Origin of the sequence: Microcystis sp. LE19-131.1A (assembly GCF_027532015.1) — a bacterium.
Classification (GTDB): domain Bacteria; phylum Cyanobacteriota; class Cyanobacteriia; order Cyanobacteriales; family Microcystaceae; genus Microcystis; species Microcystis ichthyoblabe_A.
The window spans coordinates 1-17,556 of sequence record NZ_JAPZSS010000111.1; the positions used below are offsets into that span (position 1 = coordinate 1).

Sequence of the window (17,556 nt, forward strand, 5' to 3'; positions counted from 1 at the left end):
ACATTTCAAACCTTTGTAGCACAAGGCTTTCAAGACTCGGTTAACAATTTGTAATATTCCTTGTTGACACCCTTACTGACAAAGAAAAAACTGAAATCAAGTCAGGATAAGGGTTGGAGTGCTTACTGCAAAAATTGTTAATAAAGATCCCTATAAGGGATAGCTTGATAAGGGGGGTGCCGATCCCCCCTTAGTCTCCCCTTGATAAGGGGGGTGCCGATCCCCCCTTAGTCCCCCCTTGATAAGGGGGGTTTCTGATAATTTTTAACGCCTACCTACTTAACTTTTCAGCATAACCCTATAATACCGTCATGAAATCCGATCGACCCCCATCCTCCCAAGATTTGCCCCTCTCGATCGTCCATCAACCCAGTTCAGCCATTGATCCCGCTCAGGAACCAGAATACCTAGAAGCTACTGTCATTAACGTCTATCCCCCAGCTAAAGATGTCTTTTTTACCCCTTGGGGCATCCGGGCAATGGTGATCTTTTTAATTGCTAATAGTCTCCTCAGTCTCAATCAATGGTTAACCAACACCACCCCGAGGAAAGCTGAGACTTCGCTGCTGGGTCAGCACAAAAATAACTCCCGCCACCTCGATCGATTGATAGCGATCGCTCGTCCAGTAGAGAAAACTCCTCAAACCAGTCCGATCGCTAATATTCCCGCTCCTCCCGTTAAAACTAGCCCGATCGCTAACATTCCCGCTCCACCAGTGGTTCAGAGTCCCCCCACCGCCATCAATCTGACTAATACTCTCTTACCGCCGAATCCGCCACCGTCCCTCATACCCGCCCATCCATTACCCGTCAGTAAGATCCAGCAATCTTTACCCGTCGCCCCCCCGGACCCCAATACCCCGCCCGTATCTTCCCTCGTTTCCCCACCACCGCCACCACCGCCCCAAGTCACCCCCGTCCCCTCTCCGGCGGTCATTAACGAACGAATGTTAGAGGAATTGCGCCAAAGAGAAGAATCACCCGCTAATTTACCCTTTTTTCAACGGGAAAAAGCCCGTCGTCTGGCTAATCAAAACCCACAGGATGCCACGGAGTTAATGAAACAGTTACCGCCAGAATTACAAGCATCCCCTTCTCCCTCTCCCAGTAGTCCGGCACCCCCAGAAACAGCCGATCCCTCCCAGTCCCCCGTCCCTAGTTCTATCATTATTGATAGGAGCGGCACTTCGGTAAACTATTAGGGTTGGTATCGGGAGGACGGTAATGGGTTTGTTTGAGCGCATGGGCCAAGCAATTCGCGCCCAAGTCAATAGTCTGATTCAGGAAAATCAAGATCCGGAAAAACTGCTGGAAAAAGCGATCTTGGCGATGGAAGGGGAATTGATCCAAATGCGACAAGCCCTAGCGGCAGCCGTCGCTACCCAGAAACGCACCGAGCGCCAACGACAACAACAGGAAAAAGCCGCCCAAACTTGGCACGAACGCGCCCAATTAGCCCTACATCACGGTAACGAGGAACTCGCCCGTCAAGCTCTCAGCCAATGGCAAACCTATCAAAGTCAGATCGCCCCCCTACAAACCTCCCTGCAACAACAGACGGCTATTATACAAAAGTTAAAGAAAGAACTCTTGACAATTGAACGCAAATATGCTGAGATGAAAGCACAGAAAAGCCTTTATCTGGCCAGATTGCGATCAGCGAGCGCCAGCCAAAAAGCCCAAGAAATTATGGGCAGTTTGAACAGCAGTCAGATGGGGACTATTTTCGAGAAATTAGAAGCAAAAGTCCTAGAAGCCGAATCCCAAGCCGATTTAATCCAGTATAAAGACCCCTTAGAGCGACAATTCCAAGATTTGGAGGGACAAAAACAAATTGAAGCGGAATTACTCAAGTTAAAACAAGAAAACTTGGATGGGTGATGTGGGGTGTGGGGTGTGGGGTGTAGGGTGTGGGGTGTGGGGTGTGGGGAGAAAAAAGCTGTCTCCTGACTCTTGACTCCTAACTCCTATCCCCTATCCTAGCTCTCGTGGTTTATATTGGATAATGAGCCGTTAGGCAAGATAGGAAATTTTAAGAACAGTTAACTGATTTAGTACACACCGAGAGGAACAAGAGCGTCATGGGTTTATTCGATCGCCTTAGCCGAGTTGTCCGAGCTAACCTCAATGATATGGTGAGCAAGGCTGAAGATCCAGAAAAAATGCTGGAGCAAGCTGTCAGTGATATGCAAGAGGATCTAGTACAGGTACGTCAAGCGGTTGCTAGAGCGATCGCTGAACAGCGACAAACGGAACAAAAATACAGCAAAGACCAGTCAGAAGCCAATAAATGGGAACAAAGAGCCAAATTAGCCCTTTCTAAAGGGGATGAAAATCTCGCCAGGGAAGCTCTTAAACGCAAGAAAGATTTCACGGAAACCGCCGCCATTCTCAAAAATCAACTGGATCAGCAAACGGTACAGGTAGATAGTCTGAGAAAAAACTTGATTGCGCTCGAAAGTAAGATTTCTGAGGCAAAAACCAAGAAAAATATGTTAGTAGCTCGCTCCAGAGCCGCAAAAGCTAACGAACAACTCCAAAAAACCCTCGGCAGTATCGATACCAGTAGTTCCATGTCCGCTTTTGAGCGCATGGAAGCAAAAGTTATCGAGTCGGAAGCCCGTGGTCAAGCGATCGCTGAAATCGGTGGTGTCGGCATCGAACAGGAATTCGCTAGACTAGAATCGGGTAGCGATGTGGAGGATGAATTAGCAATGCTGAAAGCACAAATGTCCGGGGGAGCATTACCCGGTACAGCTTCTAGTCAACCCACTTTACCCCAAGCAACCACCGTCAGGGATTCGGCAGTGGATGCGGAATTAGAGGAATTGCGATCGAAGTTAAAAGAACTGTAAAACTTTGAGAGCGTCGAGACGTACTATCTATGGTACGTCTTATAGTTTTGTTGTTGAGATAGGGAATAAGCTAAGACGCATTTTAACCGCCGTCGGGGGGGCAAGGGTAGGGTTGATTCATGAATCAACCCTACCCTGAATCAACCCTAGGGCAAGGGGGGGGTTGGAGGGTGTTGCCTCTTGCATCATCTCAACAAGCAATTTAAATACTTAACATCTTATTAATTGCTAGTCATAATTAACCATAACTATTATGCAGGATAATTTATCTAATTTACGTTCCTCAATTATCGAAGTAATTGCCTTACAAAAAAGAGCCGAGCAAGAGTACAACCAAGCACAAGCTGAGGTTTTAAAATGGGAAAAAAGAGTTAAACTCGCTCTAGATAAAGGTGATGAGTCTTTGGCACAAGAAGCTAATATAAAGAAAAAACATTCCCCATCTTTTGGGGGTAAAGGGGCGATCAACCGTCGTTGATCGCCCCTAACTTGAATTTTCACTCGCTTAAGGGTTTGATTGATTTGGATCAGAAGGTCGGTCTCGGTTAGCTTCTTCAATGGCTTTTTTTAGTTTGTTTGTTTCTTTTTCCGCCTCTCTTACGTCTCTTTCCAATTCTGGAAAGCTATTGTTCCGAGCAATGCCAAAAACATTCTTCCAAGCTTCCACAGCTAAAAATCCAAGTCCGAAAATCAGCAAAATTCGCACGATAATGCTGTCAAGCTTCTGTTTTTCGTTGTCGTTCATATCAGGCATACTCCAATGTATTTACTGAGTATTTTATCAAGGCGATCTTCTCTGGATCGGGCAATCGAGCGGCGATCAAAATAAACCCGCTGCTTTTGCCTTCTCTAATTCTAAAACTGATTCTACATCTTCTTAATTGGGCGGTTAATTCTGCGAGGCTAATATTTGCAAAATTGCTAAATTTTGCAAATATTCTGGTGTTCTGGAGTCGGTAAAGCCATTGCTCCGGCTAATTCCGCTCTGAAAGAGTGGTTGGCTGCGTTGGTACTGCTAAAAGCACGAATGTTACTGGGTAAAACTGCCCATCCACCCACCCTCAAGGATTCAGCAGTAGATGCAGAAATAGAGGAATTGCGATCGAAGTTAAAAGAACTGTAAAACTTTGAGATTGTCGAGACGTATTGCAGCCCTTCTCATCAATATGAAGTATAGCCTAATCTGGTATCTAAGACCGAAGACTGGCTAATGTTAACCGTTTTGGCGTTTCCCAGAACGAAAACTTTGTACCTCATCATTATAAAAAAAATTCCCAAACAATGCCGCTCAAAACCCTTTAATTCTGAAGATAATCCTAAGATTCAGCCCGAAAAAGAGCCAGAAAGGTGAGGATAGCTAGGATGGAAGTGAAAAGCAATTTTGACTCGAAATTATCCCAAGGGATCGATCGCATTTAACGAAACCCTTACCCCAACAGCATAAGACAAGAGAAGGACTTATTAAGGAGAAACCCAGCCATGAAAATCGGCGTAATCAAAGAAAGTGACCAAGGCGAGGCGCGGGTGGCGCTAGTGCCGGATACCGTCGCCCGTTTAGTCAAGGCGGGATTTGAGGTAATTGTCCAAAATGGGGCGGGAATTAGTGCCAACTTTGCCGATAGTGCCTATAGTGCCGTGGGAGCCGCCCTGAGCGAAAATGGCGAATATATCTATGAAACTGCCGATATTATTCTCAAAGTCGTCCCTCCTAGCGATAGCGAGATCGATCGCCTGAAAGGTGGCGGGATCCTCATCGGCTTTCTCGATCCCCTGCGTCAACCCCGGCGCATTGCCAAATTAGCCGATCGCGGAATCACCGCTTTGAGCATGGAATTAATTCCCCGCAGTAGTCGCGCCCAGAGCATGGATGCCCTCTCCTCTCAGGCTAACCTCGCCGGTTACAAAGCGGTACTCCTCGCCGCCGTGCAGCTGCCGAAAATGTTCCCGATGATGACTACCGCCGCCGGTACGATCGCCCCCGCCAAAGTGCTGGTATTGGGGGCAGGAGTTGCCGGATTGCAAGCTTGCGCTACCGCCCGCCGTTTGGGGGCAGTGGTGGAGGCTTTTGATATTCGTCCGCAAGTCAAAGAAGAAGTGCAGAGTGTCGGGGCGAAATTTATTGAAATGCCCCTAGAAGAAGATACCGTCGCCGATAACGGTTATGCCAAAGAGGTTTCTCTTAGCACACAGGAGCGCATTTGTCAAGCCCTAACGGAACCAATTAAGCGGGCTGATGTGGTGATCACCACGGCCCAAGTACCGGGGAAACAGGCCCCGCTGCTAGTCACCAAAGAAATGATCGCCACCATGAAAGCGGGGTCGGTAATCGTTGATTTAGCGGCGGAACAGGGCGGAAATTGCGCCTACACCCAACCGGGACGAGAAATCATTGTTAATGGGGTAAAAATCGTCGGAGCCGTTAATCTTCCAGCTACAGTGGCCACCAATGCCAGCCAGATGTACGCCAAAAACCTGCAAATGCTGCTACAGCTTTTAGTCAGCAAAGAGGGCAGTTTAAACCTCGATTTTGCCGATGACATCATTGATAGTGCCTGTGTCACCCACGCTGGCGAAATCCGCAACCAACGCATTAAATCCGCCCTCAGTGAACAGTTATCCGCTTTTTAGCTATCAGGAGTCAGGAGTCAGGAGTCAGGAGTCAGGAGGCAGAAGGCAGAAGGCAGAAGGCAGAAGGCAGAAGGCAGCTTTATTCTCCCCACACCCCACACCCCACACCCCACACCCCACACCCCACACCCCACACCCAATCCCCTATTTCTTTAACCAATGACTGCCCAACTTTTAACCGCTTTAGTGGTATTTGTCCTCGCTTCCTTTGTCGGTTTCGAGGTGATCAATAAAGTTCCTCCCACTCTCCATACACCCCTGATGTCGGGAGCGAATGCAATTTCCGGTATCGCCGTTGTCGGTGCGCTCCTCATCGCCGGAGGCACGGATTGGCACGAATTAACCGTAATTTTAGGGTTAATTGCCGTTATTTTGGCGATGGTTAACGTGGTCGGTGGTTTTGTCGTTACCGATCGAATGCTGCAAATGTTCAAGAAAAAAGAGGCTAAATCATGAATAATGCCCTGATCACAGGGATCGAGTTATCCTATCTACTCGCCGCCATTTTATTTATCATCGGTCTTAAACAATTATCTTCCCCCGCTACCGCCCGTCAAGGCAATTTTCTGGCTGCCATCGGGATGCTAATCGCCGTTATTGCCACCTTAATCAATCAAGAAATCCTCAGCTATGGTTTAATCGCCGTAGCGTTGGTGATTGGTTCAATTATCGGCTTAGTTTCGGCGCAAAAAGTCCCGATGACAGCTATGCCCCAAATGGTGGCGATTTTTAACGGTTTAGGCGGTGCTGCCAGCGCTTTAATTGCCATGGGCGAATACTGGCGTTTACTGCAAAGTGGTGAAAATATTGCCTTTGACTCGATACTGATCGCTATTTTGGGTATATTGATCGGTGGTGTCACTTTTACTGGTAGTGTCCTCGCTTTTGCCAAATTACAGGAATTAATCAGTGGCGCACCCGTAACTTTTCCTTTCCAGCAACCCTTTAACATTCTCTTGCTACTCACCTTTTTAGGGGGTAGTGTCTATCTCTTTTTTAATCCCACCTCGATCGATGTTTTCCTGACCTTGGTGGGACTTTCCCTAATTTTCGGGGCTTTATTCGTGCTTCCCATCGGCGGCGGCGATATGCCCGTGGTTATCTCCCTCTTAAACTCTTTTTCGGGACTTGCCGCCAGCGTAGTCGGTTTTATCCTGATGAATAGTATGTTGATCATCGCCGGTGCTTTGGTGGGTGCGTCGGGGATTATCCTAACTCAGATCATGTGTAAAGCCATGAATCGATCGCTGGCTAGTGTACTATTTGGGGCATTTGGTACAGGTGCTAGTGCCGGAGGCGAAGCGAGCGCCACTTCTAGCCTCGATAAATCGGTTCACGCCATTGATTCAGAAGAAGGGGCCATGATGCTCGGTTATGCCCGTTCTGTGGTGATTGTACCAGGTTACGGCATGGCAGTGGCCCAAGCACAACACGCAGTGCGAGAATTGGCTGAACAGTTGGAAAAAAATGGCGTTGAGGTTAAATATGCTATTCACCCCGTGGCGGGAAGAATGCCCGGACACATGAATGTACTACTGGCCGAAGCTAATGTTCCCTATCCGCAGCTCTACGATATGGATGATATTAATCCTGAGTTTGAGCGCGTCGATGTGGCGTTAATTATTGGGGCGAATGATGTGGTTAATCCCGCTGCCCGTCACGATAAAGCTAGTCCGATTTATGGAATGCCGATTCTCGACGTGGATAAGGCACAGCACACGATCGTGATTAAGCGCAGTATGCGATCGGGTTTTGCTGGGGTAGAAAACGAATTATTCTACAATCCTAAAACCTTTATGCTCTTTGGTAGCGCTCAAGATGTGGTAGCACAATTAGTATCACAAGTCAAGGATTTGTCATAATTCTTAACAAATAGGACGGGGTGAAAACCCCGTCTTTTTTTTATCGGATTTTTCAGAGTTTAAAGATAATCAAGAACTAATTCCCCTTTGCTCACTTTTTCGCTAATTAAAGTTCTGACTAACTCTAATTCTTCCAGGGTCACTTTACCATCAGACCTCATAGCTAGAGCAATTCTTTCCCTTTCCCCTTGAGTGATCACGCCATCAACACTAGCCTGTTCGATAATAGCGCGCAACTTTTCTAGTTCCTGATGTTCTTCGGCGGTTAATTCTGCTTGATTAGGACGAGATATTTCCATAAAAATTTCTCCTTGAGGGATCAACACAAACTTGGTAATTTTTTCTAAGTAGTGGAACCCATGGCAGTTATCCCCAGTCAGCATCAGGAATTAGGGACGATGCCTAATCAGTTTACGCTTCATATTTGCTCGGAAACCCTCTCAACAAATACGTTTGTATTAAGAAACATTAATAAAGCTGAGAGCCTTGACTATTGCCTCTGGGTTATTCCCTTGCCTCACGGTTAACTTTAATTTTGTTCGACCACTTAGAGTTGGCGAATACATTATAGCAGTTATCTTAATGGTGAGAAAAACGCTGTAGTATAACTTTGTGTCTTTGTGCTTGACGAAAAAAGCTGTCTTGTCCGCTCCAGAAACTAGGTTAATTTAATCTAATTCTACCTGCAAGGCTCGCAATTTCGCCTCTAGCATTTGCCCTCGTTGTTCAGCAGTTTCTGCCCGTTACGGAATGGGAATGTTTTTTAAACTTAGGGTAGCCTTTCTTTACTTTAACTTTATTTTGGCAATTATCGTAAAAACGAGTAATTGCCCGCAAGGTTCTTTCTACAGCAGTCTGGCAAGCATGGGAGTTTAAATCATCAACAAATTTAAACTCTTTTCTTAATGCTGTGTTGTACCGAAATAACTCGGTTTTGCCAACACCCCGATTATCCATCCAATAACGCAGGACTTTATTCCGAACAAATTGGGTTGTCCGTATTGCTTCGTTAATGGCTTCTATCTGATTAAGTTTTGGCTTAACCTTGCATTCTAGTACAAACATTTTGACACTGCTTGACCGAGTATCAACATCTTAATACAAAATTCCTTAAGTTGACAATACATATTTATTTAAAGCTGCCCGACCCTACACTAAAGGAAGGGTTTGTACCCAAATTTTCGATCAAACTAATCCTATTGAAAGATTAAAAAGGGTTTTACCATTATTCAGCAAGCCCTAATTTAGGTTATACTTCTGGCTGAATGGAAATTAATTTTGCACCATTACAAAATGTGAGACGGGGACGATCACGGAGTTACAGAACCGGTTAGGTTAAGATAAAATACCAGTGGTCGCTTTAATATCACCTAAATAGTCGGTTTTTTGTGTCTTTCCCCCGACTATCGGCTGCTACCACTGGTTTGCTGTTGTTTGTTGTTGTAATCTGAGGAAATATAGTTCTTGCGTTCCCAAGCGCCTGAACTGCATTTATCTCTCTAGTAAAAATTGTAACAGACAATACCCATTTTGTGTAAAAAAAAGTAAACAATTTGGTAAAAAATTATTTTTTGCGGTAATCCTCAACCCTCTGAGGACAGCCCCAGATTACTGTTTCCTGTTTGTAAACCACCATACCGGGCTTTGCGCCCTTGGGTTTATAGACGTATTTAGGACGGGTATAGACAACGGGAACCTGTTCACTATGGCGAGCGCGGCTATAATAAGCGGCGTAATCGGCGGCAAATTGCAGATCGGCGGCTTCTGGAACTGTACCGGGACTTAAACGCAGTAAAACGTGACTACCAGGGATTTCTTGGCTATGAAACCAGATATCGTAATCGGTGGCACTACGAAAAGTTAGCCGATCATTTTGACGGTTATTTCTGCCAATCCACAATTCTATTCCAGAGGGAGTAATAAAGCGCATGGGTTCGGATTCTTTATTATTCGTCCGATTACGCTGGTAATTGCTTTCTAGATACTTCTGTTGAATTAATTCTTCTTGTATCTCGTCTAATGCCTCTAAATCTTCGCTGCTGCTATAATTTTCTAGTTGACTTAAACTCGATCGCACCTGTTCGAGATAATTAATTTCACTGACCACTTCCTCTAATAAAGGTTCCACCGCTAACCGGGCCCTTTTTAATTTCTGATGTTGTTTATACAAATATTGGGCATTCTGCACGGGATTTCTTTCGGGATCGAGAGGAATAATGACAGGTTTTCCTGTTTGGAAATCCGCCAAAGTAATGCTAGTCATTCCCTGCTGTATTTGCTGTAAATTTGCCATTAATAAATCCCCTTGCTCTTTATAGCGATCAGCATGAGCAGATTCTGCTAGTCTTGTTTGAAATCCTGCCGCTTTAGTTTGCAGTTTAGTCAGTAAAGAGGTGATTTTTTGGTTTAATTTTTGCTGTAGTTGTCGAAAGTTTTCTTGATTAATTCGGTCGCTATAATAACGGTTTAATAATTCTTGGACATTTTTAGCCGCTGCCAGCATCTCCCCACCGATAACTGTATAACCTTCTCTCGTCCATCCCGGTTGAAAGGTTTTATTTTCAAGGATTTTTAACCATTCTTGCCAGGCCGAAAAGAGCTTTTCCCAATCATTATTATCTAACTGATCCGTGTTTAATTTTGGGTTAATTTTGGCTTTTTGTAACAGCGATCGAGCGATAACGGGACTAACCCCACGATAGGTACTAACTAGCTGTTTTTCGATAGTTTTAGGGATTAAACTAACTTTCGCTTGCCAACTGCTCAAGGATTCTTCTAAACTGGGGTCTGTTGCCAATAAAACGGGGGGTAGTTGATAGGTTTGTCCCGTTTGTACGGTGCGAACACTAGACTGGGTGGCATTGACTTGATGGGCAACGGTGACAATTTGATTGTCAGCCGTAGTTAAAATGACATTGCTATATTTGCCCATAATTTCTATATACAAATGCCACAGCGCCGGATCATCGGGACGTTTGGCAAATTGCAGATCAATGACTCTTTCCCACGGGGCAACAAATGCTAATTTTGTCAGGGCAAAACCATTGAGTTGATGACGCAATTGATCGCTGAAAGTGAAGGTATCAGGGACTTTCGGCGGTGGATCACCAATATGCAGCCGCGCTCCTTGGGGATGCCAAGAAATAATTAACCATCCCTTGCGCTCGAAGGTTCGTAAATGGAGGGCGATGGTTTGGCGATCAATTTGATACACTTGTTCTAGTCTGGCTGGCAGCCAAGGGGCGGCAATTTCGGCACAAGTGGCACTGAGGGTGGTAAAGTCTAGGGATTGCATTTTCAGGATTCAGGAGATCTTCTCGATGCCAAAGTTGGCACCGCCAAGCATGAAAATATAATAGCTTCCCACTAAGGCTAAGACAAAAAAGTTGTTTCCTCAATTAAAAACAGATTTGGTGTCAGAATCTATCGGTGGAGGTATCCCAGTCTTAGCCGAAAAGCTGAGGAGCGCCTTTTCTGAGTTTTCTCTGGATGGCTATTAGCAACTGCACAAGCGTCCATCTTCCATGTGAACAATGCGATCAGCAATATCTAAAATCCGATTATCGTGGGTAACGAGTACAATAGTACAGTGCTGTTCTTTGGCTAAACGTTGCATCAAATTTACCACGTCTCGTCCCGTTTTACTATCGAGGGCGGCTGTTGGTTCATCGGCTAAAACTAATGGGGGATTACCGGCCAAAGCTCGTGCGATCGCTACCCTTTGCTTTTGTCCCCCAGATAAGCTATCTGGATAATAGTCGATCCGATGTCCTAAGCCGACTTTTTCTAATATTAAAGCAGCGCGTTCTTCTGTTTCCCGTCCGCCGAGATGTTCCTGAAGCTCGATCGACATTTGTACATTCTGTCTTGCGGTTAGAAAGGGTAACAAATTATGGGCTTGAAAAATATAACCAATTTGACGGCGGGTTTGGACTAATTGTTCTTCACTAGCCCCCCGTAATTCTTTTTCAAAATGCTGTAAGCTTCCTTCTTGAACAGAGCGTAGGCCACCGATTAAGGATAGTAAGGTTGTTTTTCCGGAACCAGAGGGGCCAGTTAAAATAACGATCTCTCCCGCTATGATTTTTAGGTTGATCTGAAAAAGAACTTGTTTTTTCAGCTTTCCTTGACCGAAATAGTGATTGAGGTTTTGAATATCAATAACGTCCATAGACCGCTTTGTTCCTTGAGATGAGGTATAGATATTTGTTTCTTTTTTCTAAAAAATATCCGCCGGATCGGCATCTTGCAATTTTTTAACAGCAGTGGCTCCCGAAACGAAGGCCATGACTAAGGTTAAGATAAAGACAAAAACCGCTCGATCAAGCGACATATTGACAGGTAATAAGGTGGCATTTTTAGTAAACTCATATTGAATATTAGCGATCAAAAAACCTGGAATATATCCGAGAACAGCAATTAAAAAAGCCTGTTGTAAAACCATTGATAAGAGATAGCGATGACGATAGCCCATTGCCTTTAGGGTGGCGTATTCTGAAAGATGTTCCGAAACATTTGTATAGAGAATTTGATAAACTACCACCACACCAACAATAATTCCTAGAGCAACTCCTAGGTTAAAAATAAACCCGATCGCCGTGCTAGTTTGCCAATATTTTTTTTCAAAGTTAACAAATTCGCTTTTCGACAAGACTCGAACATCTTTTGGCAAGTATTTTCTGAGTTTTTCTAGGGTTTTTTGAATATCTTGATCTGGTTTTAGTTTAATCAAACCCACATCAATAAAGCCTTTTTTGCGATTATCAAAAATTCGTAAAAAATTTATATGGCTAGTCACTAAATTTCCATCGGAGCCAAAGGAAGTCCCAAACTGAAATAAACCCACCACATTAACCTTGCGATTTCCGTTGGGATTTCCCAACTCTGTGCTTACGCTTCCATCCCTGCGAAAATCTTGGGCAATTGTCCCGAATTCACTACGAGAACCCTGATCAAATAATACCGTATTAGGCATTTTTAATTTCTCGATATTTTCGGTAATTCCAGGCAAATTGAGTACGGGGTGTCTCAGATTAATACCAAGGACAAAAATATTACGCCAATAATTACGAGTATTAGGATTTTTCCATTGAGCAAAATCGAGATAAATCGGGCTAACGTAATCGACTTCATCAAAAGCAAGTGATTGTAAAAGTCGTCGTTCTGGGAAACTTTTCATCGCAATTAAGGCAGTCGAGCGAGGACTGATTAAAAAAATATCTCCTTGTAAACTTTGATGGAAACGAACGGCACTATCGAAGAGAGCATCGCGAATCCCCAACTGCATAAAAATAATCACCACGGAAAAAATTACGCCTGAAAGAGCCACCAGTAGACGAACTTTTTGATGCTTTAGCTGTAGCCAAGCCGTGGCTAACTTAGTGCCTCGTTTCTGGAATAATTTTCGCTTATTCACTTGGTTTCTCCTTGATTTTGGGCATTGCTATCCTCAATTACCACCGTCACTTCCAAATTGCTTAAGCCAGATACTTGGGTGCTCGATTCGGGGGTAAGGCGAATTTTCACTTCCACTACCCTGGCATCGGCATCGGCTACCGGATCAGTACCAAGAACATTTTGCCGGCCCACTTGTAAACCAATTTCGCTAACAACTCCCGTTAATTCTCCGGCTAAACCATCACTCCGAATCGTAGCGGTTTGTCCGACGCGCACCCGTTGAATGTCTGTTTCGTAAACTTCTGCGCGAACATACATTTCCCCAGTTTCACCTAAATCAACAATCCCCTCATTGCCGACAACTTCTCCGGGCCAGGTACGAATTTTCAGAATTTGACCGCTTTTTGGTGCTTTTACATAGGCTAGGTTTAATTCGGCTCGGGCCCGTTTTACCAAGGCTTGATCAGATATTAATTGGGCTTCGGCAACTTGGACATCGACAGGACGAACTTCGGCGACCGCTTCTAAAGCCGCTTGATTGGCTTTGATCTCTTGAGCAAGGGTGGTTCGGGTGCGATCAAGATTGGCTTTGGCCTCCTGAATACGTTGCTTCATGGTGCGCTCAATTCGATTCAGATTCGCTTCCGCTTCTTGTAAACTTTTAGCTATGGTTTCGGCTTGTAGACAAAAGCGGTCCCGTTCTTGCTCCGGTACAGCCCCATCTAGGTACAGGGTTTGATAACGGCGGCAATCCGTTTGTGCGTTGATTAATTCGGCCCGAATTCGTTCGATAGTTGCCTTTCGGGCCGAGGTTTCCCCTTGTAACTCCGCTTCTAAACTGGCAATGGTCGCCTGTTGGGTAGCAATCTGTCCCCTTAATTCCGCTCGTGTTTTTTGGAAACGAGCATCTTGTGCGGCCACATCTCCCTGTTTTGCCCCCGCTTTAACTTGCGCTAAACGGGCCTCGGATATTTTCCTCTGGGCTTCGGCTTGGGTTAAAGCGGCTTGAAGGCGCTCATGGTTGTCTAAAATTGCGATAATTTGACCATTTTTCAGATGATCTCCTTGTTTTACTAGGAGTTGGGCTACCCTCGTTCCCTCCATGAAAGCAGGGGCCGAGATTTTAATCACTTCTCCCTTGGGTTCGAGATAGCCTCTGGCGGAGATAGCAGTGGGACTAATCTTCGATGGGGAATAAATCGCCGCCGGAGCGGGGCTATTCCCTCGAAAACGTAAGAGAAAATAGGTAGCACTTGAACCAGTTAATATAGCAACTGTAATGACAGTAACACTTGTTATCCAGCCTCTAGGTTTCACAAAAAATGCAGATTTAACCATTGTTTAGTTGATTCTAACCAAAAAATAAGGGCAAAACAGGAAACTACCGAGACTGTACAAAGGCCGACGGGGAAGGAGTTAGGGATTTTTTCGGATCATTCGACCGATGAAAGCAAGGGCAGAAACGAAGAATATAGCCCCACCGGTAGCTGGTTCGGGGGTGGACTGTAAGCTCGATTGAGCAACGGCGGCGATTGCTCTTTGTCCGGCGGTCGAGGGATGGAGTTGATCCCAAAAAAAGTAACTATCGGGATCACTACAAACACTCACAACCAGATTAGTGACTAGACAGGGTTCTGTTACGTTACTAAACCCAAAACGAGCGGGATTGGCTTGTAATTGGTTGAAACTATCCCAGAAATCTAGAGTCATAATTTTCACCTGGGATCCAAAGGTTGTTTGCAAATGGTTGATTCGAGTAAATAGCAGCTCTCGATGCTCTGTGGTGAAGTGATTGAGAGCCGCTTCTCGTCCAGTCCCTTGCACAAGAGGTACTTTTCCTAAATCGAAAAGATTACTGACCATGATTTGGCTGGCCCCCATACCAACAAGAGCGCGAATAGAAATTTCTAGATTGTTCACCGCCACCACTGGCTCAGTGATGCCGCCAAACACATAGTCATTAGCACCGGCAGCGATGATATATAATCCCCGAGGATCGGCGACCGTTACGCTATTAAGATATTGATTGACTTGCGTGAGGACTCCTGGCCAACTTGGATTAATCGTGTTCAGCGTCCCTGTATTCGCTCCGCCAAAAGCAAAATTGGTGGCGGCATTAACCGTTAATCCCAGAGATTGGGCGAGATACTCCACCCAAACTGGGCCATTGGTAAAACGTCCCTCGGCATACAGGGGAGCCGGTGGAAATGCTCCACCAGTAGCCTGATACACTCGACCGATATCTACGTTACTGTCACCAAAAACATAGATTTCATCAATGTTAAAGCTACTCGCTTGAACCGAAGATTGTATTACTCCTGCACAGAGTAAGGAAAGAGAACCAATCCCAAAAGCTTGAAAGGTTATTGTTCGGAGAGGATGTGTCCTCAACCAATATTCAGGAAAAATAAGCGAGACAGATAACCTTTTACTTGTGGACATATCTTGAGGTTTTCGGAAATAAATAAAAACACATTTTCTGAGAAATGCTATTAAAATTGAGCAAAACAATTCCCTAAGAAGTTATTTCCTCTGGCAATTGACAAAAAGTTACCACGATCTGACAAGAAGGAATTCCATTGGCTAAAAATAGATAAAGACAAGCTCGTTCGGATGGTTTTTTTGACCAGCAATAAACCGGGATACCTTGTTGATTAGATGCGGGTTGCTCTGAAGCGTAAATATCGAGAAATAGGGGAGTTTTTCTTTTTTGGTCTGAATTGAGAGGACAAAGAGCAGCAGCGAGGATAAAAATAGAGCCAATTTCACTTAAGCGTCTTTGCTCTAACGAAACTAGATTGCCAGACTGTAGAGATGCTAATTCTTTTTCGGTCAGATTTAGCCCTAACGATTTGACCCCTTGATGAATTTCTTCATAGGTAAACATGACTTTTTCCGAGTAATTCTTAAGAGCAAGAATGGAGAGTTGTCAGGAAAGAAATAGGTGGCTATTAATCATATTACTTGATCATCCTAGCCGCACCTATTCCTAGAAAACACCCTTGATAAACACGGCTAAAACCAAGGGTTTAAAGAAGATTGATATTGATAATGTTTAAATTCCTCAGTTGTGCAAGCAATTTGATGATTATGAGGAATTTTTTTCATCTTTAATCGATGATAAAATTCTCCGAACGAGGCGACCCCTGACAAAAGCAAGAGTCGCAGGAAGTGATAGAGATGTTTAGGAGCTATTACTCCCCCCAAACCAAACCCCCTCCACTGAAAAACGAGATACCAAATCGCTCCATAGAAATGAGTGTATTTGATGCTCGTAAAGATGTTACTACGAAAAGGCTCATATTGAACATTTTCTAGGAAGCTATCAAAATGGACTAGCGGTTGATAGTCACCTAGTAGCTGATCCCCTCGATAACAATCCAGTAAGCCTAGGTTAGCTTTTCGTTCAACTAATTGATTTAATTGTTCGTAAATCTCGACAAAAAGTGAATTGACTGTCTGACGATGAATCTTGACAAATCCCTCAATAAAGGAAACATTGAGATGCCATTTTCCCACATACAGGGGTACCAAAATTCCGAACCACCAGATGTACTCGAAATAGATTCGCCAACTCATGATACTGGCATGACCGAGTTGAGTTTTGTGATCGCGCATAAGTTGATTCACTCCTTCCGCTTGTGCGAGATTAAATTGGTTGTAAGCTACGCGTTTAACCTCGGCATCTGCTTCTCCTGCTAACTTCGATCGAATGACTTCAGTAACACTTTCGATGGCAAAAGTGGTCAGGGATGTACCCATAGAATAAAAAGCATCGAAAATATAAGCCGCATCCCCAATCACATACCAATTATCTGCCGAAAGAACTTCCTTACTGGTGTGAGCGATTCTCGGCCAGTAGTGAAAATCGATCTTCTCTCCACTGCTCAATAAATCATAAAGAAGTTTGTGATTAGCTTTGAGAAATGCGTAAAACTTCTGTTCTTGATTTAGATAATCGGCGGGAATAATTTCATGATGATGGATAACTCCGATCGAAATTTCTTGAGTGTCTGTGTCCGTGGGAATCATCCATAGCCAATGACCTTGCCCGAACCAGTGATTAGTGGCATAGTAGTGACTACAGGATGTGGCTTCTGGATCATAGCCAGAGTGAAAAAGAGTTCGATCAATATTTTTAACCCGTACCCATGCCGAACCCGTATTTACACCACAAAGATGCTCCGGATCGAAAATAACATTATCCGTTTTTTTGCCGATAATAAATTGACGACCAGCGGCATCTACTAAATGTTTAGCGGTTAATTCAATCACTTCATCGTGCAATTTCACCTTGACTTGATGGGGATCATTTCCGGGATGAATAGTAACATCAACGACACGACCATTATAAAAATCAACTCCCATTTCCTTATTCATTCGTAACAGATCCCGCTCAAATTTAGCTCGATTCATTTGGCTAGAGGCAAGGGGGGGCTGTCGATTCGTCCAAATATGGTAGTAATCCTCGATGGTATCGGTTTTGTGAGAATCTTTTGGCCAGTGAAAATTTAAGCCAAATTTGGGAGGATGATTTTCAATCATGTATTCGTAAAGACCCAACTCTTTACAAATAAATAAATTAGCAATTTCTACCGTTGACTCGCCAATTTTTAGATCCTTATCGCTACGATTTTCTGGACGAGGATCGATTAAAGCGATCTTGATATTGGGAACCTTAAGCATCAGGTGACGGGCTTGGCAAACGCCCGCAAAACCAGCACCCATAATCACAACATCATAGACGAATTGCCGAACAGAATTAGTGGTTTTCATCATGACAATTACCGAGAACAGGAGTAAATAGAGACAGT

General features: G+C 44.4%; 17 protein-coding genes and 1 pseudogene. 8 read left to right on the forward strand and 10 right to left on the reverse strand.

Going from position 1 to position 17,556, the window contains the following annotated elements; genetic code table 11:
• The first annotated feature begins 311 nt into the window (after positions 1 to 311).
• The 4 genes from O9323_RS09740 to O9323_RS09755 all read left to right on the forward strand — a co-directional run bounded on the left by O9323_RS09740 (position 312) and on the right by O9323_RS09755 (position 3,333).
• The gene (locus tag O9323_RS09740; RefSeq protein ID WP_024969337.1) at positions 312 to 1,202 is read left to right on the forward strand and encodes a hypothetical protein; all 891 of its coding nucleotides are present in this window, start codon (positions 312 to 314) and stop codon (positions 1,200 to 1,202) included.
• A gap of 22 nt (positions 1,203 to 1,224) precedes the next feature.
• Positions 1,225 to 1,881, forward strand: coding sequence for a PspA/IM30 family protein (locus tag O9323_RS09745; protein ID WP_002753545.1), 657 nt, complete (start codon positions 1,225 to 1,227; stop codon positions 1,879 to 1,881).
• A gap of 200 nt (positions 1,882 to 2,081) precedes the next feature.
• Positions 2,082 to 2,855 (forward strand): PspA/IM30 family protein, encoded by a 774-nt coding sequence (locus O9323_RS09750; RefSeq protein ID WP_002753544.1) that lies wholly within the window; start codon positions 2,082 to 2,084, stop codon positions 2,853 to 2,855.
• Positions 2,856 to 3,108: 253 nt separating this feature from the next.
• Positions 3,109 to 3,333, forward strand: coding sequence for a PspA/IM30 family protein (locus O9323_RS09755; protein WP_024971273.1), 225 nt, complete (start codon positions 3,109 to 3,111; stop codon positions 3,331 to 3,333).
• Positions 3,334 to 3,360: 27 nt separating this feature from the next.
• On the opposite strand, the gene O9323_RS09760 is transcribed toward O9323_RS09755, so the two are convergent.
• Positions 3,361 to 3,600 carry a pre-mRNA-splicing factor SPF27 family protein gene (locus tag O9323_RS09760; RefSeq protein ID WP_235194969.1) on the reverse strand — a complete coding sequence of 80 codons (240 nt, stop codon included), beginning with the start codon at positions 3,598 to 3,600 and terminating at the stop codon, positions 3,361 to 3,363.
• A gap of 183 nt (positions 3,601 to 3,783) precedes the next feature.
• On the opposite strand from O9323_RS09760, the gene O9323_RS09765 reads away from it, so the two are divergent.
• The 4 genes from O9323_RS09765 to O9323_RS09780 all read left to right on the forward strand — a co-directional run bounded on the left by O9323_RS09765 (position 3,784) and on the right by O9323_RS09780 (position 7,345).
• Positions 3,784 to 3,978: a hypothetical protein gene (locus tag O9323_RS09765; RefSeq protein WP_002733335.1), complete on the forward strand. Its 195-nt coding sequence runs from the start codon at positions 3,784 to 3,786 to the stop codon at positions 3,976 to 3,978.
• Between the two features lie 356 nt (positions 3,979 to 4,334).
• On the forward strand, positions 4,335 to 5,483 hold the full coding sequence (locus O9323_RS09770) for a Re/Si-specific NAD(P)(+) transhydrogenase subunit alpha (RefSeq protein WP_149107843.1): 1,149 nt from the start codon (positions 4,335 to 4,337) through the stop codon (positions 5,481 to 5,483).
• Positions 5,484 to 5,642: 159 nt separating this feature from the next.
• The gene (locus tag O9323_RS09775; RefSeq protein WP_002733247.1) at positions 5,643 to 5,939 is read left to right on the forward strand and encodes an NAD(P) transhydrogenase subunit alpha part 2; all 297 of its coding nucleotides are present in this window, start codon (positions 5,643 to 5,645) and stop codon (positions 5,937 to 5,939) included.
• Positions 5,936 to 7,345: an NAD(P)(+) transhydrogenase (Re/Si-specific) subunit beta gene (locus tag O9323_RS09780; RefSeq protein WP_002733654.1), complete on the forward strand. Its 1,410-nt coding sequence runs from the start codon at positions 5,936 to 5,938 to the stop codon at positions 7,343 to 7,345. Before O9323_RS09775 ends, O9323_RS09780 begins: the two co-directional genes overlap by 4 nt.
• A 59-nt stretch (positions 7,346 to 7,404) precedes the next feature.
• On the opposite strand, the gene O9323_RS09785 is transcribed toward O9323_RS09780, so the two are convergent.
• The 9 genes and pseudogenes from O9323_RS09785 to O9323_RS09825 all read right to left on the reverse strand — a co-directional run bounded on the left by O9323_RS09785 (position 7,405) and on the right by O9323_RS09825 (position 17,521).
• Positions 7,405 to 7,644, reverse strand: coding sequence for a hypothetical protein (locus tag O9323_RS09785; protein WP_288125027.1), 240 nt, complete (start codon positions 7,642 to 7,644; stop codon positions 7,405 to 7,407).
• A 445-nt stretch (positions 7,645 to 8,089) separates the two neighbouring features.
• Positions 8,090 to 8,410: pseudogene (locus O9323_RS09790) on the reverse strand (RNA-guided endonuclease TnpB family protein); the annotation flags it as partial.
• Between the two features lie 499 nt (positions 8,411 to 8,909).
• The gene (locus tag O9323_RS09795) at positions 8,910 to 10,640 is read right to left on the reverse strand and encodes an Rqc2 family fibronectin-binding protein (RefSeq protein ID WP_288125028.1); all 1,731 of its coding nucleotides are present in this window, start codon (positions 10,638 to 10,640) and stop codon (positions 8,910 to 8,912) included.
• Between the two features lie 201 nt (positions 10,641 to 10,841).
• Positions 10,842 to 11,516 (reverse strand): DevA family ABC transporter ATP-binding protein, encoded by a 675-nt coding sequence (locus O9323_RS09800; protein ID WP_002753535.1) that lies wholly within the window; start codon positions 11,514 to 11,516, stop codon positions 10,842 to 10,844.
• A 48-nt stretch (positions 11,517 to 11,564) separates the two neighbouring features.
• Positions 11,565 to 12,761 carry an ABC transporter permease DevC gene (devC, locus tag O9323_RS09805; RefSeq protein WP_016517232.1) on the reverse strand — a complete coding sequence of 399 codons (1,197 nt, stop codon included), beginning with the start codon at positions 12,759 to 12,761 and terminating at the stop codon, positions 11,565 to 11,567.
• The gene (locus tag O9323_RS09810; protein ID WP_002753531.1) at positions 12,758 to 14,080 is read right to left on the reverse strand and encodes an ABC exporter membrane fusion protein; all 1,323 of its coding nucleotides are present in this window, start codon (positions 14,078 to 14,080) and stop codon (positions 12,758 to 12,760) included. Before O9323_RS09810 ends, devC begins: the two co-directional genes overlap by 4 nt.
• 78 nt (positions 14,081 to 14,158) lie before the next feature.
• Complete coding sequence (locus tag O9323_RS09815; RefSeq protein ID WP_288125029.1) at positions 14,159 to 15,184, reverse strand: SGNH/GDSL hydrolase family protein; 1,026 nt, start codon at positions 15,182 to 15,184, stop codon at positions 14,159 to 14,161.
• A 73-nt stretch (positions 15,185 to 15,257) separates the two neighbouring features.
• A complete protein-coding gene (locus tag O9323_RS09820; protein WP_002753524.1) occupies positions 15,258 to 15,629 on the reverse strand; it encodes a hypothetical protein in 372 nt (123 codons plus the stop codon).
• A 128-nt stretch (positions 15,630 to 15,757) separates the two neighbouring features.
• On the reverse strand, positions 15,758 to 17,521 hold the full coding sequence (locus O9323_RS09825; protein ID WP_002753519.1) for an NAD(P)/FAD-dependent oxidoreductase: 1,764 nt from the start codon (positions 17,519 to 17,521) through the stop codon (positions 15,758 to 15,760).
• Positions 17,522 to 17,556: the final 35 nt, after the last annotated feature.

Excerpts from the sequence above, each read along its gene's own strand:
- O9323_RS09740 (WP_024969337.1), top strand. The coding sequence starts at position 312 with ATGAAATCCGATCGACCCCCATCCTCCCAAGATTTGCCCCTCTCGATC.
- O9323_RS09745 (WP_002753545.1), top strand. The coding sequence starts at position 1,225 with ATGGGTTTGTTTGAGCGCATGGGCCAAGCAATTCGCGCCCAAGTCAAT.
- O9323_RS09750 (WP_002753544.1), top strand. The coding sequence starts at position 2,082 with ATGGGTTTATTCGATCGCCTTAGCCGAGTTGTCCGAGCTAACCTCAAT.
- O9323_RS09755 (WP_024971273.1), top strand. The coding sequence starts at position 3,109 with ATGCAGGATAATTTATCTAATTTACGTTCCTCAATTATCGAAGTAATT.
- O9323_RS09760 (WP_235194969.1), bottom strand. The coding sequence starts at position 3,600 with ATGAACGACAACGAAAAACAGAAGCTTGACAGCATTATCGTGCGAATT.
- O9323_RS09770 (WP_149107843.1), top strand. The coding sequence starts at position 4,335 with ATGAAAATCGGCGTAATCAAAGAAAGTGACCAAGGCGAGGCGCGGGTG.
- O9323_RS09775 (WP_002733247.1), top strand. The coding sequence starts at position 5,643 with ATGACTGCCCAACTTTTAACCGCTTTAGTGGTATTTGTCCTCGCTTCC.
- O9323_RS09780 (WP_002733654.1), top strand. The coding sequence starts at position 5,936 with ATGAATAATGCCCTGATCACAGGGATCGAGTTATCCTATCTACTCGCC.
- O9323_RS09785 (WP_288125027.1), bottom strand. The coding sequence starts at position 7,644 with ATGGAAATATCTCGTCCTAATCAAGCAGAATTAACCGCCGAAGAACAT.
- O9323_RS09795 (WP_288125028.1), bottom strand. The coding sequence starts at position 10,640 with ATGCAATCCCTAGACTTTACCACCCTCAGTGCCACTTGTGCCGAAATT.
- O9323_RS09800 (WP_002753535.1), bottom strand. The coding sequence starts at position 11,516 with ATGGACGTTATTGATATTCAAAACCTCAATCACTATTTCGGTCAAGGA.
- O9323_RS09810 (WP_002753531.1), bottom strand. The coding sequence starts at position 14,080 with ATGGTTAAATCTGCATTTTTTGTGAAACCTAGAGGCTGGATAACAAGT.
- O9323_RS09815 (WP_288125029.1), bottom strand. The coding sequence starts at position 15,184 with ATGTCCACAAGTAAAAGGTTATCTGTCTCGCTTATTTTTCCTGAATAT.
- O9323_RS09820 (WP_002753524.1), bottom strand. The coding sequence starts at position 15,629 with ATGTTTACCTATGAAGAAATTCATCAAGGGGTCAAATCGTTAGGGCTA.
- O9323_RS09825 (WP_002753519.1), bottom strand. The coding sequence starts at position 17,521 with ATGATGAAAACCACTAATTCTGTTCGGCAATTCGTCTATGATGTTGTG.